Genomic DNA, 24,913 nt, shown 5'->3' with positions numbered 1-24,913 from the left:
CTCCAATCGGACACGGACCAGGCGTGCCCGGCAGATCCGCGCGACGGCCGGTCACGGGATCAGCGGGACGGTTACTCGGCCGCAGATTAGGGACGCGGGAGTAACAGGAGGATCACCGATCGGTGAACGGTCGTGTCGGCGCGCCCAGCGACAACCGGTCAAGCGCGTCGTCAGGCGGTCAGGTGGGGGCGACGGCGGGGAGGATCACCGCGGAGGGATGGGCGGGATCGTGCAGCACCTCCTGGTCGGAGGCGACCATCGGGCTGCCCGCCGTGAGAGGCGCCCCGGTGCCGGGGTTGCGGGCGATGCGCGGATAGGCCCCGCTCGCCACCTGCACCCGGATCCGGTGCCCGCGGCGGAACCGGTGGCCCATCGGCCACAGGTCGATCTCCACCCGCCGCACGCCGTCCTCGTCGCCGCGGTCGGCGGGGGTCAGGCGGCGCACCCCCTCGCAGACGTTCATCGACGCGCCGCCGGGATGGACGTCGCACACCCGCACGACGAAGTCCGTGTGCTCCCTGCCGGTGCGGACGAACAGCTCGGCGCGTACCGGGCCGATCATCTCGGTGTCCCGGCCGAGCGGGGCGGAGGTGTAGACGAGCACGTCCCGCCGGGCCTCCAGCCGCCGGTTGTCCCTGGGCTCGGAGTTGCCGATCAGCACCGGGCCGCCGATCACCGGCGTGGGGTGCGCCGGGTCGTAGCGGTAGCGGTCCGGCTCGCCGCCCGCCGGGTTCGCGGTGGACAGGGCGGAACCCGGCTGCAGGTGCCAGCGCTCGGGCCGCATGCCCGGCGGCGGCCAGTCCGGCTCGTCCCGCCACTCGCCGGCGCCGGTGACGAACAGCCGGACGGGGGACGGGCGCAGCCCCGACGAGTCGCCGAGCAGGTGGGCGCGGAACCAGGCGAGGGCGTCGGCGTTGGCCGCCCGGCCGTGCCGGATGTCGGCGTGGTACCACGGCCCGATCGTCAGGTGCGGCCGCCGCCCGGCCGCCCGCAGCGCCGCGTAGTCCTTGAGCTGCCAGGGCAGGAACACGTCGTACCAGCCGCCGGTCATCGTGATCTCCGCGCCGACCTGGCCCACCGACGCCGAGAAGTCCCTCTTCTCCCAGTAGGCGCAGAGGGCCTCGCCGTGATGGGCCAGCAGGTCGCGGAAGAACGGCAGCGGGCGGCCCGCCGACAGCAGGTCGAGCTCCGGCAGCGAGTGGCCCGCCAGGCCCGACAGCACGGCCCGCCGTGTGCGCCGGGGCGCGATGAGCGCGGCCGCGCCTCCCAGCCTGCCCTCCAGGTGGGCGGTGAGGGTCGTCCAGATCAGGGTGGACTCCAGGGCGAACGACCCCCCGACGTACGCCGCGTCGCGGAAGCACGAGGCGGTCACCTGGACGGACATCGCCCGCAGGTCCGGCGTCTCGGCGGCGATGGCCCACTGCGTGTACCCGAGGTAGGAGGGCCCGTGCATGGCGAACGAGCCGCCGTACCACGACTGCGCCCGCATCCACTCGACCGTCGCCAGCCCGTCCGCCTGCTCGTGGACGAGGGGGTCGAGCACGCCGCCGGAGCCGAAGCCGCCCCGGCAGCTCTGCAGCAGGACCTGGAAGCCGTGCCGGGCGAAGGTCCAGCCGTACATCCAGCCGACCACCCCGGCCCGCCCGTACGGCGTGCGGATCAGGATCGTCGGCGGCCGGGCCGCGCCCACCGGGGCGTAGTGGTCGGCCAGGAGGGTCACGCCGTCCGGCATCGGCACGGGCACGTCGCGGCGGACCCGGACCCGCAGGCCGGGCGGCCCGTACGGGCCTGCGGGAGCGCGACGGCCCACCGGTATCCGCACCGGCACCCGGACCATGCCGACCTCCCTTCCCGGCGGAGCCGAGAGCGGGTTTCCTGCTCAGTAACAGAATATCTATCCGGTGGCCGTGCTTCCAGCCATGTCGCGTTGCATGATCGCGGCCCTCGCCGCTACGCTTTTCCCATGCGAACTCCTGCACCCTCCCAGTGGTGGCGCCGCTAGCTGGCGGCGTTTTCGCATTCTTCGCATCGAGGAGACCGGCCGCCCCGTGAGTGGCGGCCTTCTGTATGTCCGCCCCGGGGCATACGAAAAAAGGGGCGTGGACAGTGGAGATCAGCGGATATACCACCGCGGGCGGCATCGCGGTCGAGCGGGCCGTGCGCGAGGTGCCCGAGGAGGCGCTGGAGGAGATCGTCACGTCGCTCGCCGAGCGGCGCGGCGGAGCCTTCTCCTCCGGCATGGACTACCCCGGGCGCTACAGCCGATGGGCCTTCGGCTACGTCGACCCCTGCCTGGAGATCGTCGCGCGGGGGCGCCGGATCTCCGCGCGGGCGCTCAACGAGCGCGGCCAGGTCGTGCTGCCCGTCGTCGCCTCCTGCCTGCTGGCGGCGGGCAAGCCGGTGTCGGAGCCGACGCCCGGCTTCGTCGAGGTGCACGTCGCCGAGTCCGAGGACCTGTTCCCGGAGGAGATGCGCAGCCGCCGGCCCACCGTCTTCACCGCCATCCGCGAGGTCATCGCCGCCTTCCGCGGCGACGACCCGCACCTCGGCCTGTACGGCGCCTTCGGCTACGACCTCGCGTTCCAGTTCGAGCCCATCCGCTACCGCCTGACCCGCCCCGGCGACCAGCGCGACCTGGTGCTCCACCTCCCGGACCGGCTCGTCGTGATCGACCGGGTCCGGGAGACCAGCACGGAGTACCGCTACGAGTTCACCGTGGACGGCGCCTCCACCCACGGCATGGAGCGCTCCGGCGAGACGACGCCCCTCGTCACGCCCGGCGCGGTCCCGCCCGACCCGGTCAGGGGCACCTACTCCCGCGTCGTCGCCGAGGCCAAGGAGAAGTTCCAGCGCGGCGACCTGTTCGAGGTCGTCCCCGGCCAGGTCTTCCACTCGGTCTGCACCGACCCCGCCGCCTTCTACCGCTCCCTGCGCGCCGCCAACCCCGCGCCGTACGAGTTCCTGCTGAACCTCGGCGACGGTGAGCACCTCGTCGGCGCCTCGCCCGAGATGTACGTGCGGGTGACCGGCGACCGGATCGAGACCTGCCCGATCTCCGGCACCATCGCCCGCGGTGCCGACCCGGTCGAGGACGCCGAGGCGATCCGCACCCTCCTGTCCAGCGTGAAGGAGGAGTCGGAGCTGACCATGTGCACGGACGTGGACCGCAACGACAAGTCGCGCATCTGCGTCCCCGGCAGCGTCCGGGTGATCGGGCGGCGGCAGATCGAGATGTACTCCCGGCTGATCCACACCGTCGACCACATCGAGGGCCGCCTGCGCCCTGAGTTCGACGCGCTCGACGCGTTCCTCACCCACATGTGGGCGGTCACCGTCACCGGCGCCCCCAAGACGTGGGCCATGCAGTTCATCGAGGACCACGAGGAGACCACCCGGCGCTGGTACGGCGGCGCCGTCGGCTTCATCGGCTTCGACGGCTCGATGAACACCGGCCTGACCCTGCGCACCGCGCAGATCCGCGACGGCGTGGCCACCGTGCGCGCCGGGGCCACGCTGCTCTACGACTCCGACCCCGAGGCCGAGGAGCGGGAGACCGAGCTCAAGGCCAGCGCCCTGCTCGGCGCGCTCGCCGCGGCCACCCGCCCGCGGGAGGACGCCCCGGCGGCGCCCCCCGCGGACCTGCCGGGGGAGGGTCACCGGGTGCTGCTCGTCGACCACGAGGACTCCTTCGTCAACACCCTCGCCGACTACTTCCGGCAGCAGGGCGCGTCGGTGGTCACGCTGCGGCACGGCTTCCCGATGGAGAAGCTCGACGAGATCGCGCCCACGCTCGTGGTGCTGTCGCCCGGCCCCGGCTGGCCGTCCGACTTCGGCTGCGCCGCCCTGCTGGAGGCGCTGTACGCCCGGAGGCTGCCGGTCTTCGGGGTGTGCCTCGGCCTGCAGGCGATGGTCGAGCAGGCCGGCGGCACGCTGGAACTGCTGCCGTACCCGGAGCACGGCAAGCGCGGGCGCGTCCGCCGTGAGGGTGACAGCGCGCTGCTCGACGGCCTGCCCGGCGAGTTCGTCGCGGCCCGCTACCACTCCCTGCACGCCAAGGAGCAGGGCGTCACCGGCTTCCGGGTCACGGCGTTCACGCCGGACGGCGCGGCGATGGCCGTCGAGGACACCGAGAACCTGCGCTTCGGCGTGCAGTTCCACCCCGAGTCGATCCTGACCACCGAGGGCCGCGCGGGGGCGAGGATCATCGCCAACGTGCTGCGTCTCTGCGCCCGGTAGACGGCGGGTAAAGAGCCGTCCTTGCGCGGCGCCGGCGCGGCGGGGGAGCCGTAGAGTCCTCTGCCGTGCCGGAGACGCGACCCGATGCCCCGCCGCTTCCCGCGGACCCGTTGCCCGTGCCCGTCCCCGACGCGGTGCGCGCGGCCCTGCTCGCGCCGATGGTCGACCAGCACTGCCACGGGGTGCGGCGCGACGACCCGCCGCGTTCGGGGTTCGAGCAGCTGGTCGCCGAGGGCGGCGCGCCCGCGCCACCCGGCACCACCCACTTCGACACCCCGGCGGGCGCGGCCATCCGGCGCTGGTGCGCGCCGGTCCTCGGGCTGGAACCGCACGCCTCGGCCGCGGTGTACCTGTCCCGCCGCGCCGAGCTCGGCGCCGCCGAGGTGAACCGGCGGCTGCTGCGCGGCTCCTGCGTCTCGGCCTTCCTGGTGGACGCCGGCCCGGAGTCGCCCGGCCTGCTCGGGCCCGCCGAGATGGGGCGGCTCGGCGGCGCCGTGGCCGACGAGATCGTCCGGCTGGAGGAGGTCGAGCGGGACGTCGCCGAGGCGGGCCTGCCCGCCGTCGGCTACGCGGGCGCGCTGCGGGACGAGCTCGCGGCCCGCGCGGCCCGCGCCGCCGGGCTGAAGACGGTCGCCGCGCACCGCCGCTGGCCCGGCTCCGACCTCTTCCGGCCCTCCCGCGGCAGCGTGATCGCCGCGGCCGGCCGCAGGCTCGCCGACCCCAAGGCCCGCCTCGCCGACCCGGTCCTCGCCCGGCACCTGCTGTGGGCCGCCGCCGACGTGGCGAGGGAGCGGAGCCTGCCGATCCAGATCCACTGCGCCTTCTCGGAGGACGCTCACGGGGACGGAGCCTCCGGGGACGCCGCTTTCGGTGACGCGGATCCGGCGCGGCTCACGGGGTTCGTCCGCGCCCTCGCCCCGCTCGGGGTGCCGGTCGTGCTGGTGCACTGCTATCCCCACCACCGCCAGGCGGCGTACCTCGCGAGCGTCTTCCCGCACGTCTACGTGGACGCCGGGCTCGCCGTGGCGCTCACCGGGGCGGGTTCGGCCCACATCCTGCGCGAACTGCTGGAGCTGGTGCCGTTCCACAAGCAGATGTACGGCTCCGGCTGCCACGGCGCAGCCGAGCTGTGCTATCTGGCCGCCCTCTATCACCGCCGCGGGCTGGCCCGGCTGCTGGCCGGCCGGATCGCCGAGGGAGAGTGGAGCGTCTCCGACGCGGCCCGGATCGCCCACATGATCGGCTCGGCCAACGCCCGCCGCGTCTACCGCCTCTGAACCGAATCTACAAGGTAAAGGCGACGCCCTCGCGCCCCACCCCCGAGTCGCGATCGTGGGGCCTGAGCTGGTTTGCTTGGACCCGTCACAACCGGCACCGACTCAACGGGGATCTGAATGCGCAGCGTCGAGCCCGAGGTCTTCCTCGTCGCCAAGCCGTCCGTCGACTACGACGAGCTGGCCCGCTACCTGCGGGAGGTCGGCGGGGAGAGCTGGCTGGAGCGGCTGGAGCGCGGCGACTTCGACGCGCAGGACCTCGCCGAGTTCGCCGGGCGGCTGTGCTACCGCTCCTTCGAGCCGGGGCTCAACCCCAACGTGGTGCGGGTCCGCGCCGACCAGGAGGCGTACCTGCGCAACATCCTGGCCAGCGCGCACGGCAGCGTCCTGGAGCACGCCAGCTTCAGCTTCGTGCTGCACAACGTCTCGCGCGTGATGACCCACGAGCTCGTGCGGCACCGGCCGGGGGTGGCGATCTCGCAGGAGTCGCTGCGGTTCGTCCGGCTGAACGACCTGCCGTTCTGGTTCCCCGAGTGGGCGCGCGAGGACGCCGAGCTGATGAAGCGGGCGACCGAGATGCTCGACCGGATGGAGGAGTTCCAGAACTGGATGTCCGCCCACTTCGGGCTGGACGCCGACGGCGTGCCGTTCTCGGAGAAGAAGCACCGCACCTCGTTCATGCGGCGCTTCGCCCCCGAGGGCGTCGCGACGGGCCTGGTCTGGACGGCCAACGTGCGCACCCTCCGCCACACGATCGAGTCCCGTACGGCCGCCGGGGCGGAGGAGGAGATCCGCCTCGTGTTCAACCGCATCGGGGAGATCATGCGGGCGGAGGCCCCGGCGCTGTTCGGCGACTACACGGTCGAGGACGGCGCCTGGATCCCCGGCTACCGCAAGGTCTGAGCAGTCGCCCCTAGGCGGCTTCTACAGCACGGCGGCCCGCACGCACAGGACGTCGGGCAGGTGGCGGGCGATCAGCGTCCAGGTCTCGCCCGCGTCGGCGGAGCCGTACACCTCGCCGTCCCGGGTGCCGAAGAACACCCCGGCGGGCCCGGCGGTCATGGCGTCCCTGAGGACGGAGGCGTGCGCCGGGCCCTCGGGCAGACCCTCCGAGAAGCCCTGCCAGGTGGCCCCGGCGTCGTCGCTGCGGAACACCCGGCACCGGTGGCCGACGGGCGTGCGGTCGACGTCGCCGTGCAGCGGGAAGACGTACAGCCGGTCGGGGTCGTCCGGATGCACCGCGATCGGGAACCCGAAGTCGGAGGGCAGCCCGGAACCGATCTCCGTCCAGGAGCCGCCGAAGTCGTCAGACCGGTAGACGCCGAAGTGGTGCTGGAGATAGAGCCGCTCGGGGCGCGCGGGATGCTGCGCCACCTTGTGCACGCACTGCCCGAACTCGGGATACTGCGCTCCCTCGGGCAGGAAGGGCGCGCGGATGTCGGTGTTGGACGGCCGCCAGGTGGCCCCGGCGTCGTCGCTGCGGAAGAAGCCGACGGCGGAGGCGGCGACGCCGAGCCGCCCGGGGTCGGTGGGGTGCGGGATCACGGTGTGCAGGCACAGCCCGCCGCCCCCGGGCTGCCACCGGGGCCGGGTGGGGTGGTCCCACAGGCCCTCGACCAGGGTGTAGGTGGCCCCGCCGTCCTCCGAGCGGAACAGCGCGGCCGGCTCGGCGCCCGCCCACACCACCCCCGGCTCGGCCGGCGACGGCTGGAGCTGCCACACCCGGGCCAGCGCGGCCCCGGTGCGCTCGGGAAAGGCGACCGGCGGGGTGGCCGCCTCCTGCCACGTCTCGCCGAGGTCATCCGACCACAGGACGGACGGCCCGAAGTGGCCGTACTCGATCCCGGCCAGGATCCGGGGCGCCGGCCCGCGCGTGTCGACGGCGACGGAGGGGACGCCGATGGTGGAGAAGCGCACGGGGTCGACCTCGAACGGCCCGCCGTTCGAGGAGTGTGCCAGGAACAATCCTTTTCGGGTGCCGATCGCGAGTAGTGCGGGCATGCGTCCTCCCTGTCCGGATATCGATCATGTTTTCGATTCGAATCCTGCCAGGAATCGGTCCGGCGTGCCCGCTGTTTCGGTCGGGTCGCTCCGATCGCGGTCTCGCTCCGGATCGGCGTCGCGGTGGATCCGGGCGAGCGGCACCCCCGAGCGCCGCAGGCGCCGTACGGTCGCGTCCACCATGGGGGGCGGGCCGCAGACGTACACCTCGTGCCCGCTCCAGGAGGGGAACGCGTCCACGACGTCGGGGAGCCGGCCGCGCAGCCCCTGGTAGGCGGGGTCGTCGGAGACCACCGGCAGCACCCGTAGCCAGGGGAAGCCCGCCGCCAGCCGCGTCAGGTCCGGCATGTCGTACAGGTCGCCCGCGTGCCGCACCCCGAACAGCAGGTGGATGTTGGGGCGGCGGCCGGAGGCGATGACGTGCTCCATGACGGCCTTGATCGGCGCGAGCCCGGTGCCGCCGGCGACGCACAGGAGGTCCCGGTCCGACTCGGGCGGCGCCATCGTGCCCGCGGGCGGGCCGAGCAGCAGCTGGTCGCCGGGACGCGTGTGGCGGACCAGGGCCGAGCTCACCCAGCCGCCGGGCACGGCCCGCACGTGCAGGCGCAGCGTGCCGTCCGCGCGGGGGGCGTTGGCGATGGAGAAGCGCCGCCACACCCGCGGCCACCTGGCCGTCTGCACCGGGACGTGCTGCCCGGGGACGAAGTCCATCCGCTGCGACGGGCGGAGCGTGAGGACCGCGATGTCGCGGCAGCGCGCCTCGTGGCCCGTCACCTCCGCCAGCCACCAGGGGGGAGTGGTCTCCGCCGCGGCCGCGTCGATCATGATCCGCGAGGCCATGGCGTACGCCTCGCTCCAGGCCGCCTCGGTCTCCTCGGTCCAGATCCGCGCGGCGAAGCGCCTCATCGTCGCGAGCAGGGCGGCGCCGGCGGCCGTGTGGTGTTCAGGGGAGAAGCCGTACCTGCGCTGGTCGCGGCCCAGCCCGGCGAGATAGGACGTCAGTCCCTCGGGGCTGTCGAGCTCCCTGACGACCCTCCTGAGGACGTCGAAGAGCCGGCCGCGCGGCGCCGCCATGTCCGGCGGGAACATCCCGCGCAGGCTGGGGCGGTGCGCGAACAGCAGTCCGTAGAAGTACGCGGAGGCCCGCCCCGCGACGGGTTCGACGAGCGCGAAGCTTTCCTTGATCAGGCGCGCGTTCAACGACATCGGTTGTGTCCCACCCTAGGGACCGGAGGTGTGCTCCGGTCTGTCGATCCACCTCCCTGACGGCTCCGGGTGACGAGCGCCGGAGGCCCCGGCCCGACCGGTCGCTCACTGCGGAGTGTTCCACTCACTTCGGTGCGTCACAACCGATTCATGGCAAGGCAACCAGCTGTGAAGGCTTCGTTATTTTTCGTGATCCTTGCCTTGTGACTGGTGTGACTGGTGGGGTTACTGATCCAAAAGTCGACAAAAAGGAAAGAAGCTGCGCCATGATGGGCCCTGCCCCGCCCATGAACCATCAGGAGTCGCCATGGCGCGTCCGATCGTCGGCATCACCACCTACCTCGAGGCCGCGCGCTGGGGGACGTGGGTCCGTGAGGCCGCGGTGTCGCCGCACGCGTACGCGCGCGCGGTCGAGAAGGCGGGCGGCGCGCCCGTCCTGCTGCCGCCGCTGAGCCCGGTGTCCGCCGGCGATCACGTGCGCCGCCTGGACGCCGTCATCCTCGCCGGCGGCGTCGACGTCGATCCCGCGCTGTACGGCGAGGCCTCCGCCGCGGAGCCGGACGACGGCGACGGGCTCGCCGCGCCGCAGCCGCACCGCGACCGCTTCGAGGTGGCGCTCGCCCAGGCGGCGGTGGAGGCGGACGTGCCGCTGCTCGGGATCTCGCGCGGCCTGCATGTGCTCAACGTGGCGCAGGGCGGCACGCTGATCACCTCCCTGCCCGCGGCCGTGGGCCACGACCGGCACGAGACCGCGAAGCACGTCGTGACCATCAGCGTGACCAGCCGGCTGGGCAAGGCGGTGGGCGACCACGCCGAGGTGACCGGCGCGCACCGCCGGGCCGTACGGCGTCTCGGCACCGGCCTGCTCGCCGTGGCCTGGGCGGACGACCAGATCGTCGAGGGCGTCGAGCTCCAGGGGCACCGTTTCGCCGTCGGCGTCCAGTGGCACCCCGAGCGCGGTGCGGACAACCGCCTCATCGAGGCACTGGTGGACGCCGCCCGCCCCTGATTACCCTGCGGGCATGGCATTGCATCCCCAGGCCGCGGCCTACCTCGCGCTGTTCCCGTCGGACCTCGGCGCCGATCTCGCCTCCCTCACCCGCGAGCAGATCGCCGAGATGCGGACGATGGACGGGCTGGCCGAGCAGCGCGGGCCGAGGATCGACCTGCCGGTGGTCAGGGACGAGACGGTGGCCGGGGTCCCGGTCCGGATCTACCGCCCGGAGCCCGGGGAGCGCCCGCTGCCGGTGCTCGTCTACTTCCACGGCGGTGGCTGGGTCTTCGGCAGCGTCGAGCGCAACGACCCTCTCGCGCGGGATCTCGCCGCGCGTACCGGCGCCGTCGTGGTCTCGGTGGACTACCGTCTCGCGCCCGAGGATCCGTTCCCGGCGGCGGCCGACGACGCCTTCGCGGTGGTCCGCGACGTGCACGCCCGGCCCGGCTTCTACGGCGGCGACGCCGGCAGGGTCGCGGTCGTCGGCGACAGTGCCGGCGGCAACCTCGCGGCCGTGGCCGCGTGGCTCGCCAGGGACGCGGGACTCCATCTCTCCCACCAGGTGCTGATCTACCCGGTCGTCGACGTCGCGTGCGACACGCCCAGCTACCGGGCGAACGCGAAGGGGTTCGGGCTGGAGGCGGCGGAGATGAGGTGGTTCGTCGAGCAGTACGCGGGCGGCGCCGATCCGCGGGACCCCCGTCTGGCGCCGCTCCACCTGCCGGACAAGTCGGGTCTCGCGCCCGCGACGGTGATCACGGCCGAGTACGACCCGCTGTGCGACGAGGGCGCGGCCTACGCGCGGGCGCTCGCGGAGGCCGGGGTGCCGGTGGAGCACCGGTCCTTCGAGGGCGCGTTGCACGGCTTCCTCGGCCTGCCCGGGTTCTTCGACCAGGCGGTCGAGGGCCGCGAGTTCCTCTCGGCGCGCCTCAAGGAGGCGTTCGCCTGACCCGCGAGCGAGCGCTCAGAAGCTTTTCGGCAGGCCGAGAACCTGGGTGGCCAGGTGGTTCAGCAGCAGTTCCTCGGTGACCGGGGCGATCCTGCCGATCCTGGCGTCGGCGAGCAGCCGGGCCACGGGATACTCCAGCGAGTAGGCCATGCCGCCGTGGGTCTGGAACGCGGCGTCCGCCGCGTCCCACGCGGCCCGCGAGGCGGCCAGCTTGGCGATGTTGGCCTCGGTGCCGCAGGGCAGTCCGTTGTCGAAGGACCAGGCCGCCTTGTACAGCATCAGCCTGGCCAGCTCGATCTCGGCCTTGACCCGCGCCAGCGGGAACGCGACGGCCTGGTTCGCGCCGATGGGCCGGCCGAAGACCTCCCGCTGCTTCGCGTAGTCCACGCCCACCCGCAGGGCCACCTCGGCCGCGCCGAGCGCGCTCGCGGCCAGCAGGATGCGCTCGGGGTTCAGCACGTCCCACAGCACGGCGACGCCCCGGTCCACCTCGCCGAGCACGCTGGACGCGGGCAGCCGCAGGTCGTCGATGAAGACCATGTTGGACGGCGTGGTGTTCGCGCCCATTTTGGGGATGGGCCGGTAGGTCAGGCTGCCCGCCCGCACCGCCTCGGGCACGTCGACCAGGAACACCGTCAGCCCGTCGGTGCGGGGCCGGGCCCGCTCCGCCGGGATCGTCCGGGTGACCAGCAGCATCCGGGCGGCCCGCTGCACCCCGGTGATCCAGACCTTCTGGCCGTTCACCACGAAGTCCGAGCCGTCGCGGCGGGCGAAGGTCGAGATCGCCAGCGAGTTGGATCCGGCGTCGGGCTCGGTCAGCGCGAAGCAGGTCTCCATCTCGCCCGTCGCCAGCTTCGGCAGCAGGGCGGCTCTCTGCTCGGCCGAGCCGTGCCTGGCCAGCGTCAGCGCCCCGAACCCCGGCGTCAGCACGTACATGAACGCCGAGCCCCCGGCCGAGCCCGAGGCCGACAGGGTCTCGGTGGCCACCGCGAGTTCGAGCAGGCCCTGGCCCGCCCCGCCGTACTCCTCCGGGACGGCCAGGCCGAGCCAGCCGCCCTTGGCGAGCTCCGCCCACACCTCCTCCGGCCAGCGCTTCTCCGCCTCGCAGCGCTGCCAGTAGTCCATGTCGTACCGCGCGCAGACGTCCGCGACGCCGCGCCGCACGGCCTGCGCGCTCTCCGGCAGGGTGAAGTCCATGCCGTCACTGTAGAGCCGTCACCGGAGAACGGCGCTCGCCCGGGGGCGGCGGGCGTGGTAGACGAAGGCGGGCGGCAGGTTGCGCCACACGGTGCGGCCCGCCACCACCTCCTCGAATGAGGCCGTCAGCGAGCGGCGGAAGCGCAGCGCCGCGGGCAGCGCGCGGGCGTGGACGTAGGAGAAGGTTGTGAACGCGCCGCCCGGAGCGAGCGCGGCGACCGCCGCGCGCAGCAGCCCGGCCTGGTGGCCTGGGGAGAACGCCGCCCAGGGCAGCCCGCTGACGATCACGTCGGCCGCGGCCAGTCCCCGCTCGGCGAGCAGGGCGGGCAGGTCCGCGGCGCTGCCGACGACCAGGTCGACCCCCGGGTGACGGGCCGAGAGCCGCCCGGCCAGGAGCGGGTTGATCTCGACGGCCAGATGCCGTCCCCGGCCCGCGAGCCGCCGCTGGATCTCGGCGGTGAAGGGCCCGGTGCCCGGTCCGAGTTCCACCACGACGGGCTCGCCCCCCTCGGGCACCGGTGCGCACACCGCCCGCGACAACCGCCGCGAGCTGGGCGCGACCGCTCCCGTGGCGGCCGGGGAGCGCAGGAACTGACCGAGGAGAACCGCTGACTCACTGTTCATGCCGGTTACGCTAGGGCGCGCCACCGCCCCCGCCCGCCCGCAGTACGGGCCGACCTGGCGGCCGGTCGGCGCACGGAGGGCGGCCAGAAGGAGGAGGCGCGGTCCTCCGGCCGGAGGACCGCCACCGCCCCGGGAGTTCGGTAGCGTTCCCCCATGCGGCGGCCCTTTTCGCGTGGCCCGGTCCTCGACGTGTTCCTCGCGGTGAGCGGGACCGGCCTCGACGTGCTGGTCAGCGCGGGAACCTGGACGGGCCGCAGCGGTCCGGCCCCGGTGTGGGTGGGGCTGGGACTCGCGCTCCTGGCCGGGCTGCCGATGGGGCTGGTGCGCCGATGGCCCGGTCCGGTGGCCGTCTACCTGGCCGCGCTGCTGGTGGGCTGCGACCAGGTCGGCGCGTTCACCGTCAACACCGTCCAGATCCTGCTGCCCATCGCGGTGGGCGTGCTGGCCCGGGGGCGCGGGTGGGGCTGGACGGCCCCGGTGGCCGTGCTCGCCTGCGTCGCGACGGCCGTGAACCTCGCCGACCCCGGCATCGCCCTCACCGCGAACACGTGGTTCTACTCGGCCGGCCTGATCGCCGCCCCGGTGCTGATCGGCGGCTATCTGCGCACCCAGGAGGGGCGGCGCAGGGAGGACCCGGCCCCGCTGCTCGACCTCCTCCTCGCCGGCGGCGGGGTGGCGCTGGCGGTGCTCACCACCTGGCCGTACTGGCACAGCGGGGTGCCGCCGGTGTGGGCGGTCGCGCTGGGGGTGATGCTCGCGGGGCTCGCGCTGGGCGTCGTGCGGCACCTGCCCGGCGCGGTCCTGCTGCTGGAGAGCCTCACGCTGGTCGTCGCCGACCAGTACGTCCCGAGGACCGGCAACAGCCTGCAACTGCTCGCCCTGGTGGCCCTCGGCGTGTTCGCGACCCGCGCCGCCTGGCCGTGGCTCGCCGCGGCGTACGCGCTGACCTGCTCGGTCTCCGCCGTCGTGACCGTGGACGACCCGGCCGACGTCACCCCGTTCCGGGTGGTGGCGCTGATGACGATGGTGACCGCCCCGGTGGCGATCGGCCGCTACGTCGGCGCGCGGCAGGCGCAGGCCAGGCACGCGGCCGAGCTGGCCGCCGAGCGGGCCAGGGCCGGGCGGCTGGCCGAGCGGGAGCGGATCGCCCGCGAGGTCCACGACATCGTGGCGCACCATGTGGGGGCGATGGTCCTGCGGGCGAGCGCGGCCCAGTACGCCGGGGCGGACGGCCCGGCCGCCGAGGCGCTGGACGACATCCGGGAGACCGGGCACCGCGTCCTGGAGGACCTGCGCGGCCTGCTCACCGTGCTGCGCGATCCCGCCGAGGCGCTGCGCGACGACCTCCCGCTCGCGGACATGCTCGCCGACCCCGGCGACGTGCTGCGGGACGCCGTGGCGCGGATGTCGGCGGCCGGCCTGCACGTCGACCTGCGGCAGTCGCCCGAGGCGTGCCTGGCCCCGCTGGTGCTGCGCGCGGCGGCGGCCAGAATCGTCCAGGAGGGGCTCACCAACGTGCTGAAACACGCGGGGCCCGGCGCCTGGGCCGAGGTCGGCGTGCGGACGCGCGAGGGCGCGCTGGAGGTGGAGGTGCGCAACGGCCCGGGCCCGGCCCGCCCGCCGGAGGCGCTGCCGTCCAACGGCCAGGGCATCGCGGGCATGCGGGAGCGGGCCCGCGCCTTCGGGGGGCGCGTCACCGCGGGCCCGGCGGGGGACGGCGGGTGGCGGCTGACCGCCTCGCTGCCCATCCCGCCCCAGGGCGCGTGTGAGAGCCCGCCCGACCGCTGCGTGAGAGGGAGGTTCGCGTGATCCGCGTCGTCGTCGCCGACGACCAGGCCCTCGTACGGGCCGGCGTCCGCATGATGCTGGAGGCGGCCGGGGACATGGAGGTGTGCGGCGAGGCCGCCGACGGAGCCGAGGCCGTGCGGCTGGCCGAGCGGCACCACCCCGACGTCGTGCTGATGGACCTGCGCATGCCGCGCGTCGACGGGCTGGAGGCCACCCGCAGGATCCTCGCCGCCCGGCCGTCCGCGCGGATCGTCGTGCTCACCACGTTCTCCGAGGACGAGGACCTCTACGCCGCGCTGGGCGCGGGCGCGCTCGGTTTCCTGGTCAAGGACGACCCGCCCGCCCACATGGTCGAGGCCGTGCGGCGGGCCGCGGTGGGAGAGCCCCCGCTCGCGCCGTCGGTGCTGCGGCGGGTCGTCGAGCGGGCCCTGGCCGCCGAGCGGCAGGCGCTGCCGCCGCCGGCGGCCCTGACCGAGCGCGAGTCGCAGGTGCTGACGCTGATCGGCGTGGGCCTGTCCAACGCCGAGATCGCCGGGCGGCTGCACGTGGGCGTCACGACCGTGAAGAGCCACGTCGCCGCCATCACCGAGAAGCTGGGCCTGCGCAACCGCACGCAGGCGGCGGTGATGGCGCACCGGTTCGGGCTGGTGGACGCCGCCTTCACCCCCGTGGCTCCTCCGCGGAACGCCCGGGACACCGGTATGTAGGTGTCCCCGCGGTCCCTGCGGGTGATCGACCACAAGCGACCGTTTAGCCGTTCCCAAGGTCGTGCGAAGCGGGCGTCGAGAAGGCCCTCCTAACGTCTGTGTCCGGCGCCCGAGCGGGTGCCGTCACATCGGAGAACGCGCCGTCCCCGGGCGGCGGGAGGGATCACAATGTCCAAGATCAGAATCGACGACATCGCGGCGGCCGGGCCGGAGCTCGACGAGGGAGACCTCCGCCTCGTCAACGGCGGCCGGAAGTTCGAGTGGTCGAGCCAGGTCATGACCCCGGACGGCACCGTCGACGCCAAGGACCTCGACTTCTGAGCGACCGCTTCCGAGTGACCGCGCGGGGCGCCCTTCCGGCGCCCCGCGCCCGATCGGGAAGCCAGACCAGGAAGAGCGAAAGATGTCCGGCGAAATACTCATCCTCACGATCGACGGCGACTCCCATGCCGAGCACGTGGCCCGTCTGCTGGCCGCGCGGGGGGCGGAAGCGGTCGTCTTCGACCCGGCCGGCTATCCGGTCCACGCGGTGCTCGACGCGGTCTACCACCGTGACGGGCGGGTGCGGCGGCGGCTGCGCACGGAGAAGGCGGACGTCGATCTCGACCGTCTGACGGCGTTGTGGTTCCGCCGTCCCCAGGCTCCCGTCGCGCATCCCGAGATCACCGACCCGGTGGCACGTGCCCACATGGAGCAGGAGTGCGCGGTGTTCGCCGGGGACCTGTGGGAGCAGCTCGACTGCCGCATGGTCCCCGCGCCCAGGGAACGGGTGAGGCTGGCCCAGCGCAAGTCGTCACAGCTGGTCCTGGCCGGTCGTCTCGGATTCGAGCTGCCGGACACGCTGATCACCAACGACCCCGACGAGTTCCTGGACTTCTACAACCAGCACCAGGGCCGCGTCATCAACAAGCCCCTGGGCGTTCCCGCCGGCTCCCGCGCCGACGGGGAGGGCGTGGCCCGGATGTCGGAACCGGTGTCCACCCGGGATGTGACGTACGCGGACGCGATCAGGTTCGGCCCGGTGGTCGTCCAGGAGTACGTGCCCAAGCGGGTCGAACTGCGGGTGACCGTCGTGGGGCGGGCCGTCTTCGCGGCGGAGATCCACTCGCAGGAGAGCAATCACACGAGGCTCGACTGGCGCCGCTACGACCCGGGCGGCACCCGCCACGAGGTGCACGAGCTGCCGCCGGAGGTGGCCGAGCGCTGCCTGCGGATCGTGCGGCGGCTCGGCCTGCGCTACGGAGCGATCGATCTCATCCTCACCCCCGACGGGCGTTACGTCTTCCTCGAAGTCAACCCCAGTGGCCAGTGGCTCTGGATCGAGAAGGCCACGGGCCTGCCGATCGGCGCGGCGCTGTGTGATCTGTTGATGTACGGCACGGTCGGAGAGGAGACCGCGCATGTTGCCGGACGCCCTTGAAACCCTCCGCGGCCTGGACGGCCTCGACCCGTCCGAGGCCCAGGAACGCCTGCGTGAGCTGCGGGAGCGCCATCCCGGCGTGCGCTTCCGGCTGCTGTGGCAGCGGGAGGACTACGACGACTCACTCCACTACGACCTTCTGATCAAACGGCCGGGGGAGGGGACGGTGTCGCTGTCCTGGAGCCCCGACCGCGCCCTGCCCTGGCCCCTGCGGGGCGTGCAGCGGGCCGGCGAGATGCTGCTGCTGCGGATCGACGGAGTCGGGGTCAAGGTGGTCGACGCGGTCGCCTGGCTCGACTTCCTGTGGGACGAGGCCCGGCTGGTGGACCGGATCGTCGCCGCCGCCCTCGTCCAGGCGGAGCTGGAGGAGGCGCCGGTGGAGCTCTCCGACCACGAGATCCAGGAGGCGGTGGACGCGTTCCGGCGCGCCCGGGGACTGCTCACCGCGGAACGGACGCGCGAGTGGATGGACCGCCGCTCCCTCACCGTGGTGGACCTCCAGGAGCTGGTCGCGGGGGAGGTGGCCGCCGCCCGCGTCCGCGAGCGGGTGACGGCCGGACGGGTCGAGCCCTACTTCGAGGAGCACCGGGAGGAGTTCGGCACGGCCCGGGTCGCCCGCCTCACCTTTCCCGGCTCCGAGGCGGCCCGGCGGGCGGCGGCCGAGATCGACGCCGGAGCCGGCTTCTTCGCGCTGGCGGAGCGGACGCGCGGCGCCCGGCTGGTCGTCGAGGACGTGCCCGCGGCCGAAATAGGCACCGCCCGCCCCGGCGACGTCGTCTCGCCCGCCCCGGACGTCCTGCTCAAGGTGATCTCCGTGGCCGGCGCCGAGCTCGACGCGGACACGCGCCGCCGCGTCGAACGGCGGGTCTTCGACCGGTGGATCGACGAACGCCGCCGGGCCGCGAAGATCGAATGGTTCTGGGGAACCACGGCGCGGACCGGCACGCGGTGAACGGACGGATCTTCCGCGCCGAGGCGCTGCGCCGCCATTCCGCCCCGCCGTCCGCCCCGGCCGCCGTCAAGGAGGTCGGCGGCCGTGCGCTCGTCCTGCTCTGGTGCGCGGTCGCGGTGCTCACCTCGGGGCTGGCCGTTCTCACCGCTCTGGTCCTGAGGGGTGGCGGGTGAGACGGGTCCCGGTCTTCCTGCAGAACTCGGCGACCGAGTGCGGCGCGGCCTGTCTGGCCGTGATCCTGTCCTTCCACGGCCACCGCACCACCGTGCAGGAGGTCACCGACCACCTCCAGGTGGGCAGGGACGGCCTGAGCGCGCTGGCCGTCGTCCGCGCCGCACGGGAGTTCGGCCTCAAGGCCAGGGCGTTCTCGCTGGAGCCGGCCGACCTCGGGCGGGTGCCCATGCCCGCGATCGTCCACTGGGACTTCCAGCATTTCGTGGTGGTGGAGCGGTGGACCCCCGATCACGTGGACATCGTGGACCCCGCCCAGGGACGCAGGCGGCTCACGCCCGCCGAGTTCGACGCCGGGTTCACCGGCGTGCTGCTGGCGTTCGAGCCGGAGCCGGGGTTCCGCCGCGTGCGGTCCGGCGCGGCGCGGGCGTGGCGGCGCGACTTCCTGCGCGCCCTGGTGTTCCGCAGGAAGGGCCTGCTCACCCAGGTGCTCGCGGCCTCGGTGCTGCTCCAGGTGCTCGGCCTGGGGCTCGCGACGGCGTTCCAGGTCGTCGTCGACCGGATCCTCCCGCGCGGGGACTCCGGGCTTCTCGCCCTCCTCGGCGTGGCCGTGCTGGCCGCCGTGGTCACCCAGTTCGCGGTGGGCTACCTGCGTTCGGTGCTGCTCGTCGCGCTCCGCTCGCGCACCGACGGCGAGGTGACGCGGAATCTGGTGTCGCACCTTGTCGCACTGCCGTACCGGTACTTCGCGGTGCGCGGCAAGGGAGACCTGGTGAACCGGTCGAACAGCGTCATCGCCCTGCGCGAGACGCTGACCGGGCAGATTCTCTCGTCGTTGCTCGACGGGCCGCTGGCCCTGGTCTACCTGCTGCTCGTCTTCGCCCGGGACCCGGCCTTCGGCGCCTTCCTCGCGTTGCTCGCGGCAGGGCAGGCCGCCCTCCTGCTCGGCACCGCCCGCCGGGTGGGCGAGCTGACCAGACGCGAGCTGGGCGCTCTCGCCGTCACGCAGGGCCGGCTGATGGAGGCCCTCGGGGGCATCGAGACGCTCAAGGCGTCCGGGGCCGAGCCGCGGGCGATGCAGCGCTGGTCGGACCTGTTCGCCCGGCAGCTCGACGCCGACGTGCGGGGAGGGCTCGTCCGAGGGCTCGTCGAGGCTGCGCTCGGGGCGGTGCGCCATCTCGCGCCGCTGGGGCTGCTGTGGGTGGGCGCGTGGCGGGTGCTCGACGGGTCGATGAGCCTCGGGACGCTGCTCGCGCTGAACGCCCTGGCCACCGCCGCGCTCACCCCGATCGGTTCGCTGATGACCAGCCTGCGCAGCCTTCAGCAGGCCGGGGCGCACTTCGACCGGCTGTCGGACATCCTCGCCTCCGAGCCCGAGCCGTCCACGGGGATCGAGGTGCTGCGGCTGCGCGGCGGCATCGAGCTGCGCGGGGTGTGCTTCCGGCACGACCCGCGCGGCCCGTGGACGCTGCGCGACGTCTCACTGGTCGTGCGGCCGGGGCAGAAGGTCGCGCTGGTCGGTCCGTCGGGGTCGGGCAAGAGCACGCTCGCCCGCCTCCTGCTCGCCCTGTACCAGCCGACGGCCGGGGAGATCCGGTACGACGGCGTCCCCGCGGCCGAGCTCAACCCGCGATCGCTGCGCCGCCAGTTCGGCGTGGTCACCCAGGACCCGTCGCTGTTCACCGGGACGATCCGGGAGAACATCGCGCTCAACCTCCCCGAGGCCGGCCTGGACCGGATCGCCGACGCGGCCCGGATCGCGGGCCTGCACGACGAGATCATGGCGATGCCGATGGGCTACGAGACGATCCTGGTCGAGGGCGGCGGCCTGTCGGGTGGACAGCGCCAGCGCCTCGCCCTGGCCCGCGCGCTGCTGCCCCGCCCCAGGGTGCTGCTGCTGGACGAGGCGACCAGCAACCTCGACAGCGCGACCGAGGCCGGCATCGAGGCGCGGCTGTCCCGCCTGACGCAGACCCGCATCGTGATCGCGCACCGGCTGAGCACGGTGCGGGACGCCGACCTGATCCTGGTCGTCGAGCGGGGCACGGTGGTGGAGCGGGGCACCCACGAGGAGCTGCTGGCCCTGGGCGGGCGCTACACCCGGCTCGTCGCCGCGCAGACGGCCTCCGCCGCGGCCGCCGCTCCGCGGAACGGCCGGGATCCCGGCATGTAGGGTCTGGGGCGTGAACGCTGCCGAGGACCGGATCTGGACGGTTCCCAACCTGCTGAGCGCCCTGCGGCTGCTCGGCGTCCCCGTCTTCCTCTGGCTCGTGCTGGGGCCCCGGGCCGACGGATGGGCCGTCGCGCTGCTGATGCTCGCAGGCTTCAGCGACTGGCTCGACGGCAAACTCGCCCGCGCGTGGAACCAGATCAGCAGGCTCGGCCGCCTCATCGACCCGCTCGCGGACCGGCTCTACATCCTCGCCACGCTGGTCGGCCTGGTCATCCGGGGCGTCATCCCCTGGTGGCTGGCGCTCGCGGTGCCGCTGCGCGACATCCTGCTGCTGTGGATGCCGCCCGTCCTGCGGCGGCACGGATATGGCCCCGCCCTGCCCGTCCACTTCCTCGGCAAGGCCGGTACCGCCGCCCTCATGTACGCGTTCCCGCTGCTGTTCCTCGCCTCCCACGAGGGCTGGTACGCCGAGATTAGCGCGATCTTCGGATGGGCCTTCGCCATCTGGGGAACTGGTCTGTATTGGTGGGCGGGGGTGTTGTATGTCGTACAGGTGCGCCAGCTAACGAAGGGGTGACCCGTGAAGGCCGTCGTCATGGCGGGCGGGGAGGGGACACGGCTGCGGCCGATGACCGCCAACCAGCCCAAGCCCCTGCTGCCCATCATCAACCGGCCGATCATGGAGCACGTGCTGCGGCTGCTCAGGCGGCACGGGTACACCGAGGTCGTGGTGACCGTGCAGTTCCTGGCCGCGCTCATCCGCAACTACTTCGGTGACGGCGACGAGCTCGGCGTGACCCTCCACTACGCCACGGAGGACGTCCCCCTCGGCACGGCGGGCAGCGTGAAGAACGCCGCCGACAAGCTCCGCGAGGACCGGTTCCTGGTCATCTCGGGCGACGCGCTCACCGACATCGACCTGACCGACATGCTCCGCTTCCACCGGGAGAACCGGGCGCTGGTCACGATCGGGCTCAAGCGCGTGCCCAACCCGCTGGAGTTCGGGATCATCATCGTCGACGAGAACGGCCGCATCCAGCGCTTCCTGGAGAAGCCGACCTGGGGGCAGGTGTTCTCCGACACGGTCAACACCGGCGTCTACATCATGGAGCCGTCGGTCCTCGACGAGATCGCCCCCGGCCAGCCGGTCGACTGGTCGTCCGACATCTTCCCCCGCCTGCTGGAGCGGGGCTGCCGGCTGTTCGGCTACGTCGCCGAGGGCTACTGGGAGGACGTCGGCACCCACGAGAGCTACCTCAAGGCGCAGGCCGACGTGCTGGAGGGCAAGGTCAAGGTCGACTTCGACGCCTTCGAGCTGGCCCCGGGCGTGTGGGCCGCCGAGGGCGCCTCCGTCGACCCCGAGGCGGTGCTCAAGGGGCCCCTCTACATCGGCGACTACGCCAAGGTCGAGGCCGGGGCCGAGCTGCGGGAGTACACCGTGCTCGGCAGCAACGCGGTGGTCAAGGAGGGCGCCTTCCTGCACCGCGCGGTGGTCAGCGACAACGTGTACGTCGGCCCCGCCGCGCACCTGCGCGGCTGCGTGATCGGCAAGAACACCGACGTCATGACCGGCGCCCGGATCGAGGAGAACGCCGTCGTCGGCGACGAGTGCGTCATCGAGGCCGAGGCGTACGTCTCCTCCGGGGTGAAGATCTACCCGTTCAAGACGATCGAGGCGGGCACGGTCGTCAACACCAGCGTGATCTGGGAGTCGCGCGGCCAGCGCAGCCTGTTCGGCCCCCGGGGCGTCTCCGGCCTGGTCAACGTGGAGATCACCCCCGAGCTGTGCGTACGGCTGGCCAGCGCGTACGCCACGACCCTGAAGAAGGGCGACACGGTGGTCACCGCCCGCGACGCCTCACGCGCGGCGCGGGCGCTGAAGCGCGCGGTGATCAGCGCGCTGAACTCCAGCGCGATCAACGTCGTCGACCTGGAGGCTGCCGCCCTGCCGGTGGCCCGGTTCAACACCTCCCGGGAGAACGTCAGGGGCGGCATCTTCCTGCGCACGACCGCGGGCGACCCGCAGAGCGTGGACATCGTGTTCATGGACGAGACGGGCTCGGACCTGTCGCAGGCGGCGCAGCGCAAGCTGGAGCGGGTCTTCACCCGGCAGGAGTACCGCCGGGCCTTCCCCGGCGAGATCGCCGAGCTGACGTTCCCGGCCAGGGCCGTCGACACCTACGCCAGGGAACTGCTGGCCTGCGTCGACATGTACGGCGTGAAGGACGCCGAGATGAAGGTCGTGGTCGACTGCGCCGGGGGCACGTCCTCGCTCGTGCTGCCCAGCCTGCTCGGCCGGGCCGGGGTCGACGTGCTGACCGTGAACAACCGCCTCGACGACGCCTCGCCCACCGAGACCCTCGCCGAGCGCCGCCGCGACCTGCAGCGCCTGGCGGACCTGGTCGCCTCCGCGCGGGCCGCCTTCGGCGTACGGTTCGACCCGGTGGGGGAGCGGGTCTCGCTGGTGGACGAGATGGGCCAGCTCATCAGCGAGGAGCGGGCGCTGCTCGTCGTGCTCGATCTGGTCGCGGCCGAGCGCCGCGGCGGCCGGGTGGCGCTGCCGGTGACCACGACCAGGGTGGCGGAGATGGTGTGCCGCTTCCACGGTGTGCAGGTCGACTGGACGGCCACCAGCCTCGACACGCTCACCCGGGCGGCCCGGCACCCTGACACGATCTTCGCGGGCGACGGGCGGGGCGGCTTCATCGTCCCGGAGTTCGGGCCGACCCTGGACGGCCTGGCCGTCTTCCTACGTCTGCTCGGCCTGGTCGCGCGCACCCGGCTGTCGCTCAGCCAGATCGACGCCCGCATCCCCGAGGCCCGGCTGCTGAAGCGGACCGTGCCGACGCCGTGGGCGCACAAGGGGGCCGTGATGCGCTCGGTCGTCGAGGCCGCCGAGGGCCACCGCCTGGACACCACCGACGGCGTCCGCGTCGTGGAGGAGGACGGAAGCTGGGCGCTCGTGCTGCCCGACCCCGCCGAGGCCGTCACCCACCTGTGGGCCGAGGGGCACGACGTGGACGGCGCGCAGGCCCTCCTGGAACGCTGGGCCCACGTGGTCGAGCAGGCCGCCGGCTCCTGCTGACCCCCGTCTCCCTCTTTCGTGATCAGGATGGGATGCTGGGGATGCATGTGTCGGGATGGACCTTGAACCTCCGTGGGCTGTAGCGTTGGTCAGTCCACGCCCGGCCGCGCTTCTTGACCTTTGTGCCTGATCAGCGTAAGTTGCGGCATTCGCAGTTCGAGCCGGACCCGAGCAGTTGAGCAGTCCCCAGCAGTGAGCCAGTCCCGAGCAAGTCGTGAGAGTCGTGAGAGAGGCCGAGCCGTTCGATGCCCAGCGTCTACTGCACGCAGTGCGGTCATGCCAACCCCGAGGATGCCCGTTTCTGTTCACGATGCGGTTCGCCGCTGAGCGCTCCGGCGCCCGTCGCAGCCGATACCACCTCGACGATCTCCCTGGAGGCGCTGGAGGCGGAGACGGGCCAGACGCTGCTGCCGGATCGGTCGGCGATCGAGCAGATGCCGCCCGGCACGGCTCTCCTGGTGGTCATGCGCGGCCCGAACGCGGGCAGCCGTTTTCTGCTCGACAGCGATCTCACTACGGCGGGTCGCCACCCGGAAAGCGACATTTTCCTGGACGATGTAACCGTGTCCAGGAGGCATGTCGAGTTCTACCGCCGCGGCGGCCAGTTCACGGTCCGCGACGTGGGCAGCCTGAACGGCACCTACGTCAACCGTGAACGCATCGAGGAGTCTCCCTTGCAGGGCGGCGACGAGGTGCAGATCGGCAAGTTCCGGCTGGTGTTCCTCACGCGTGGTCCTGGAGGGCTGTGATCGGTGAGGAGGAGCAGTCATGAGCGCACAGGCCGTACGGGCGTTCATGAGCATCGGGGAGGTCCTCGGCCTGCTGCAGGCCGAGTTCCCCGACGTGACCGTCTCCAAGATCCGTTTCCTGGAGGGTGAGGGGCTGATCGAGCCCCAGCGGAGCCCTTCGGGCTACCGCAAGTTCACCTACAACGACGTGGAGCGCCTGCGGTACATCCTGCGGGCCCAGCGTGACCAGTACCTGCCGCTCCGGGTGATCAAGGATCAGCTGGACGGGCAGGCCGCGCGCCCGCAGAGCGTCTCGGACGGCCCGCCGGCGGTGCGTCTCAGCAGGGAGGAGCTCATCGAGGCCGCGGGCATCGACGAGGAGACCCTGGCCGAGATGGAGAGCTTCGGCCTGGTCGCGGCGGTCGCGCGCCGCTACGACGGCGAGGCGCTGGAGATCGCGCGCAGCGTGGGGGCCCTGTCGCGGTTCGGCCTGCGAGCGCGGCACCTCAGGGCGGTGCGGGCGCTGGTGGAGCGGGAGACCGGCCTGATCGAGCAGGCGGTGGCGCCCGTGCTGCGCCGGAAGGCGCCGGGGGCGATCGCGGAGGCCGACGAGACCGCTCGCGAGATGTCCGGTCTTCTCCAGGAACTGCACAATGCGTTGCTGCGTGGCAGTGTTCGCGGCGTTCTGGGACGGTAATGGGGTGCTGATGGGGCGGTGACCGGCACATCCGCTCCCTGGTGGGTGTTACGTTGAATGCCTGGTGATATGCCGCGACGCTTGAGACGGAGCCGCCCGTGTTGCAGATGGAGGTCGTGGGGGTTCGCGTTGAGATGCCCACAAACCAGCCGATCGTGCTCCTGAAGGAGGCGAGCGGTGATCGGTACCTGCCGATCTGGATAGGCATGACCGAGGCGACCGCCATCGCGCTGGCTCAGGCGGAGGAACCCCCGCCGAGGCCGCTCACCCACGACTTGTTCCGCGATGTGCTTGAGGCGTTGGGGGTGCGGTTGCGCACCGTCAACATCGTCGCGCTCCGCGATGGGATCTTCTTCGCCGACCTGGTGTTCTCGAACGGCGTGGAGGTGAGCGCCCGCCCTTCGGACTCGATCGCGCTGGCGTTGCGCACGGGGGCGACGATCTACGCGAGTGAGGACGTGATCCAGGAGGCGGGTGTGAGCATGCCCGACGACCAGGAAGACGAAGTGGAGAAGTTCCGCGAGTTCCTGGACAAAATCACACCGGAAGACTTCGGGCGAGCGGGCTGACGTGCCGCACCATTTCGGGAAATTACGCTTCACGACGCGCCGGACGGGGTCGTTGACTGACGATGGCCCCGGTCCTACGGTGCAAGGGAAACCACGGTTGTAATTCACGAACCCCCAGATCAGACCGTGGGATGAGAGAAAG

22 protein-coding genes are annotated in these 24,913 nt (G+C 72.8%); 17 read left to right on the top strand and 5 right to left on the bottom strand.

Features of this window, described 5'->3' with window-relative positions:
• Positions 1-178 precede the first annotated feature (178 nt).
• Positions 179-1,837 (bottom strand): CocE/NonD family hydrolase, encoded by a 1,659-nt coding sequence (locus FED44_RS12965; protein ID WP_187406091.1) that lies wholly within the window; start codon positions 1,835-1,837, stop codon positions 179-181.
• A gap of 230 nt (positions 1,838-2,067) precedes the next feature.
• Between FED44_RS12965 and FED44_RS12960 the strand changes: the two genes are divergently transcribed.
• The 3 genes from FED44_RS12960 to thyX all read left to right on the top strand — a co-directional run bounded on the left by FED44_RS12960 (position 2,068) and on the right by thyX (position 6,413).
• Positions 2,068-4,236, top strand: a complete 2,169-nt coding sequence (locus FED44_RS12960) for an anthranilate synthase component I (protein WP_396700307.1) — start codon at positions 2,068-2,070, stop codon at positions 4,234-4,236.
• A gap of 65 nt (positions 4,237-4,301) precedes the next feature.
• Entirely contained in the window at positions 4,302-5,513 is a 1,212-nt protein-coding gene (locus tag FED44_RS12955) for an amidohydrolase family protein (RefSeq protein ID WP_244301881.1), read from the top strand.
• A gap of 117 nt (positions 5,514-5,630) precedes the next feature.
• Positions 5,631-6,413, top strand: coding sequence for an FAD-dependent thymidylate synthase (gene thyX, locus FED44_RS12950; RefSeq protein ID WP_111698680.1), 783 nt, complete (start codon positions 5,631-5,633; stop codon positions 6,411-6,413).
• A 21-nt stretch (positions 6,414-6,434) separates the two neighbouring features.
• Here thyX and FED44_RS12945 read toward each other — a convergent pair whose 3' ends face one another.
• Positions 6,435-7,511 (bottom strand): WD40/YVTN/BNR-like repeat-containing protein, encoded by a 1,077-nt coding sequence (locus FED44_RS12945; protein WP_111698678.1) that lies wholly within the window; start codon positions 7,509-7,511, stop codon positions 6,435-6,437.
• A 24-nt stretch (positions 7,512-7,535) separates the two neighbouring features.
• A complete protein-coding gene (locus tag FED44_RS12940; protein WP_138460783.1) occupies positions 7,536-8,717 on the bottom strand; it encodes an FAD-binding oxidoreductase in 1,182 nt (393 codons plus the stop codon).
• Between the two features lie 307 nt (positions 8,718-9,024).
• Here FED44_RS12940 and FED44_RS12935 point away from each other — a divergent pair, with 307 nt between their 5' ends.
• A complete protein-coding gene (locus tag FED44_RS12935) occupies positions 9,025-9,726 on the top strand; it encodes a gamma-glutamyl-gamma-aminobutyrate hydrolase family protein (RefSeq protein WP_138460782.1) in 702 nt (233 codons plus the stop codon).
• Between the two features lie 13 nt (positions 9,727-9,739).
• Positions 9,740-10,660 (top strand): alpha/beta hydrolase, encoded by a 921-nt coding sequence (locus FED44_RS12930; RefSeq protein WP_138460781.1) that lies wholly within the window; start codon positions 9,740-9,742, stop codon positions 10,658-10,660.
• A 15-nt stretch (positions 10,661-10,675) separates the two neighbouring features.
• Here the strand turns inward: FED44_RS12930 and FED44_RS12925 are convergent, their stop codons facing one another.
• Together FED44_RS12925 and FED44_RS12920 are read right to left on the bottom strand one after the other, a co-directional pair.
• Positions 10,676-11,857 (bottom strand): acyl-CoA dehydrogenase family protein, encoded by a 1,182-nt coding sequence (locus FED44_RS12925; protein WP_138460780.1) that lies wholly within the window; start codon positions 11,855-11,857, stop codon positions 10,676-10,678.
• 18 nt (positions 11,858-11,875) lie between these two features.
• The gene (locus FED44_RS12920; RefSeq protein ID WP_138460779.1) at positions 11,876-12,481 is read right to left on the bottom strand and encodes a class I SAM-dependent methyltransferase; all 606 of its coding nucleotides are present in this window, start codon (positions 12,479-12,481) and stop codon (positions 11,876-11,878) included.
• 153 nt (positions 12,482-12,634) lie between these two features.
• On the opposite strand from FED44_RS12920, the gene FED44_RS12915 reads away from it, so the two are divergent.
• The 12 genes from FED44_RS12915 to FED44_RS12860 all read left to right on the top strand — a co-directional run bounded on the left by FED44_RS12915 (position 12,635) and on the right by FED44_RS12860 (position 24,771).
• On the top strand, positions 12,635-14,290 hold the full coding sequence (locus FED44_RS12915; protein ID WP_138460778.1) for an ATP-binding protein: 1,656 nt from the start codon (positions 12,635-12,637) through the stop codon (positions 14,288-14,290).
• A complete protein-coding gene (locus FED44_RS12910; RefSeq protein ID WP_138460777.1) occupies positions 14,287-14,976 on the top strand; it encodes a response regulator in 690 nt (229 codons plus the stop codon). The genes FED44_RS12915 and FED44_RS12910 overlap by 4 nt, the downstream gene beginning before the upstream one ends.
• 168 nt (positions 14,977-15,144) lie before the next feature.
• A complete protein-coding gene (locus FED44_RS12905) occupies positions 15,145-15,297 on the top strand; it encodes a putative ATP-grasp target RiPP (protein ID WP_111698653.1) in 153 nt (50 codons plus the stop codon).
• Positions 15,298-15,379: 82 nt separating this feature from the next.
• Positions 15,380-16,396: an MvdC/MvdD family ATP grasp protein gene (locus tag FED44_RS12900; protein ID WP_138460776.1), complete on the top strand. Its 1,017-nt coding sequence runs from the start codon at positions 15,380-15,382 to the stop codon at positions 16,394-16,396.
• On the top strand, positions 16,377-17,348 hold the full coding sequence (locus FED44_RS12895; protein WP_138460775.1) for a TIGR04500 family putative peptide maturation system protein: 972 nt from the start codon (positions 16,377-16,379) through the stop codon (positions 17,346-17,348). Before FED44_RS12900 ends, FED44_RS12895 begins: the two co-directional genes overlap by 20 nt.
• The gene (locus tag FED44_RS12890) at positions 17,345-17,521 is read left to right on the top strand and encodes a hypothetical protein (RefSeq protein ID WP_165900508.1); all 177 of its coding nucleotides are present in this window, start codon (positions 17,345-17,347) and stop codon (positions 17,519-17,521) included. Before FED44_RS12895 ends, FED44_RS12890 begins: the two co-directional genes overlap by 4 nt.
• Positions 17,518-19,692 carry a peptidase domain-containing ABC transporter gene (locus tag FED44_RS12885; protein WP_138460774.1) on the top strand — a complete coding sequence of 725 codons (2,175 nt, stop codon included), beginning with the start codon at positions 17,518-17,520 and terminating at the stop codon, positions 19,690-19,692. Before FED44_RS12890 ends, FED44_RS12885 begins: the two co-directional genes overlap by 4 nt.
• Before the next feature lie 10 nt (positions 19,693-19,702).
• Positions 19,703-20,269, top strand: a complete 567-nt coding sequence (locus FED44_RS12880; RefSeq protein WP_244301880.1) for a CDP-alcohol phosphatidyltransferase family protein — start codon at positions 19,703-19,705, stop codon at positions 20,267-20,269.
• A gap of 3 nt (positions 20,270-20,272) precedes the next feature.
• The gene (locus tag FED44_RS12875) at positions 20,273-22,777 is read left to right on the top strand and encodes a mannose-1-phosphate guanyltransferase (protein ID WP_111698635.1); all 2,505 of its coding nucleotides are present in this window, start codon (positions 20,273-20,275) and stop codon (positions 22,775-22,777) included.
• A 245-nt stretch (positions 22,778-23,022) separates the two neighbouring features.
• A complete protein-coding gene (locus FED44_RS12870; RefSeq protein ID WP_111698632.1) occupies positions 23,023-23,526 on the top strand; it encodes an FHA domain-containing protein in 504 nt (167 codons plus the stop codon).
• Between the two features lie 19 nt (positions 23,527-23,545).
• Complete coding sequence (gene ftsR, locus FED44_RS12865; protein ID WP_111698629.1) at positions 23,546-24,202, top strand: transcriptional regulator FtsR; 657 nt, start codon at positions 23,546-23,548, stop codon at positions 24,200-24,202.
• Between the two features lie 98 nt (positions 24,203-24,300).
• Positions 24,301-24,771 carry a bifunctional nuclease family protein gene (locus FED44_RS12860; RefSeq protein WP_111698626.1) on the top strand — a complete coding sequence of 157 codons (471 nt, stop codon included), beginning with the start codon at positions 24,301-24,303 and terminating at the stop codon, positions 24,769-24,771.
• Positions 24,772-24,913: the final 142 nt, after the last annotated feature.

Origin of the sequence: Microbispora triticiradicis, assembly GCF_005864065.1 — a bacterium.
In the GTDB taxonomy this organism is placed as follows: domain Bacteria; phylum Actinomycetota; class Actinomycetes; order Streptosporangiales; family Streptosporangiaceae; genus Microbispora; species Microbispora triticiradicis.
Note: the sequence above shows the minus strand (reverse complement) of the source record. Positions and strands in the feature narration are given on the sequence as shown.

Bases quoted from the DNA above. Each gene is read 5' to 3' on its own strand.
- FED44_RS12920 (WP_138460779.1), bottom strand. From the start codon at position 12,481: ATGAACAGTGAGTCAGCGGTTCTCCTCGGTCAGTTCCTGCGCTCCCCG.
- FED44_RS12945 (WP_111698678.1), bottom strand. From the start codon at position 7,511: ATGCCCGCACTACTCGCGATCGGCACCCGAAAAGGATTGTTCCTGGCA.
- FED44_RS12935 (WP_138460782.1), top strand. From the start codon at position 9,025: ATGGCGCGTCCGATCGTCGGCATCACCACCTACCTCGAGGCCGCGCGC.
- FED44_RS12960 (WP_396700307.1), top strand. From the start codon at position 2,068: ATGTCCGCCCCGGGGCATACGAAAAAAGGGGCGTGGACAGTGGAGATC.
- FED44_RS12905 (WP_111698653.1), top strand. From the start codon at position 15,145: ATGTCCAAGATCAGAATCGACGACATCGCGGCGGCCGGGCCGGAGCTC.
- thyX (WP_111698680.1), top strand. From the start codon at position 5,631: ATGCGCAGCGTCGAGCCCGAGGTCTTCCTCGTCGCCAAGCCGTCCGTC.
- FED44_RS12940 (WP_138460783.1), bottom strand. From the start codon at position 8,717: ATGTCGTTGAACGCGCGCCTGATCAAGGAAAGCTTCGCGCTCGTCGAA.
- FED44_RS12895 (WP_138460775.1), top strand. From the start codon at position 16,377: ATGTTGCCGGACGCCCTTGAAACCCTCCGCGGCCTGGACGGCCTCGAC.
- FED44_RS12915 (WP_138460778.1), top strand. From the start codon at position 12,635: ATGCGGCGGCCCTTTTCGCGTGGCCCGGTCCTCGACGTGTTCCTCGCG.
- ftsR (WP_111698629.1), top strand. From the start codon at position 23,546: ATGAGCGCACAGGCCGTACGGGCGTTCATGAGCATCGGGGAGGTCCTC.
- FED44_RS12900 (WP_138460776.1), top strand. From the start codon at position 15,380: ATGTCCGGCGAAATACTCATCCTCACGATCGACGGCGACTCCCATGCC.
- FED44_RS12870 (WP_111698632.1), top strand. From the start codon at position 23,023: ATGCCCAGCGTCTACTGCACGCAGTGCGGTCATGCCAACCCCGAGGAT.
- FED44_RS12965 (WP_187406091.1), bottom strand. From the start codon at position 1,837: ATGGTCCGGGTGCCGGTGCGGATACCGGTGGGCCGTCGCGCTCCCGCA.
- FED44_RS12930 (WP_138460781.1), top strand. From the start codon at position 9,740: ATGGCATTGCATCCCCAGGCCGCGGCCTACCTCGCGCTGTTCCCGTCG.
- FED44_RS12925 (WP_138460780.1), bottom strand. From the start codon at position 11,857: ATGGACTTCACCCTGCCGGAGAGCGCGCAGGCCGTGCGGCGCGGCGTC.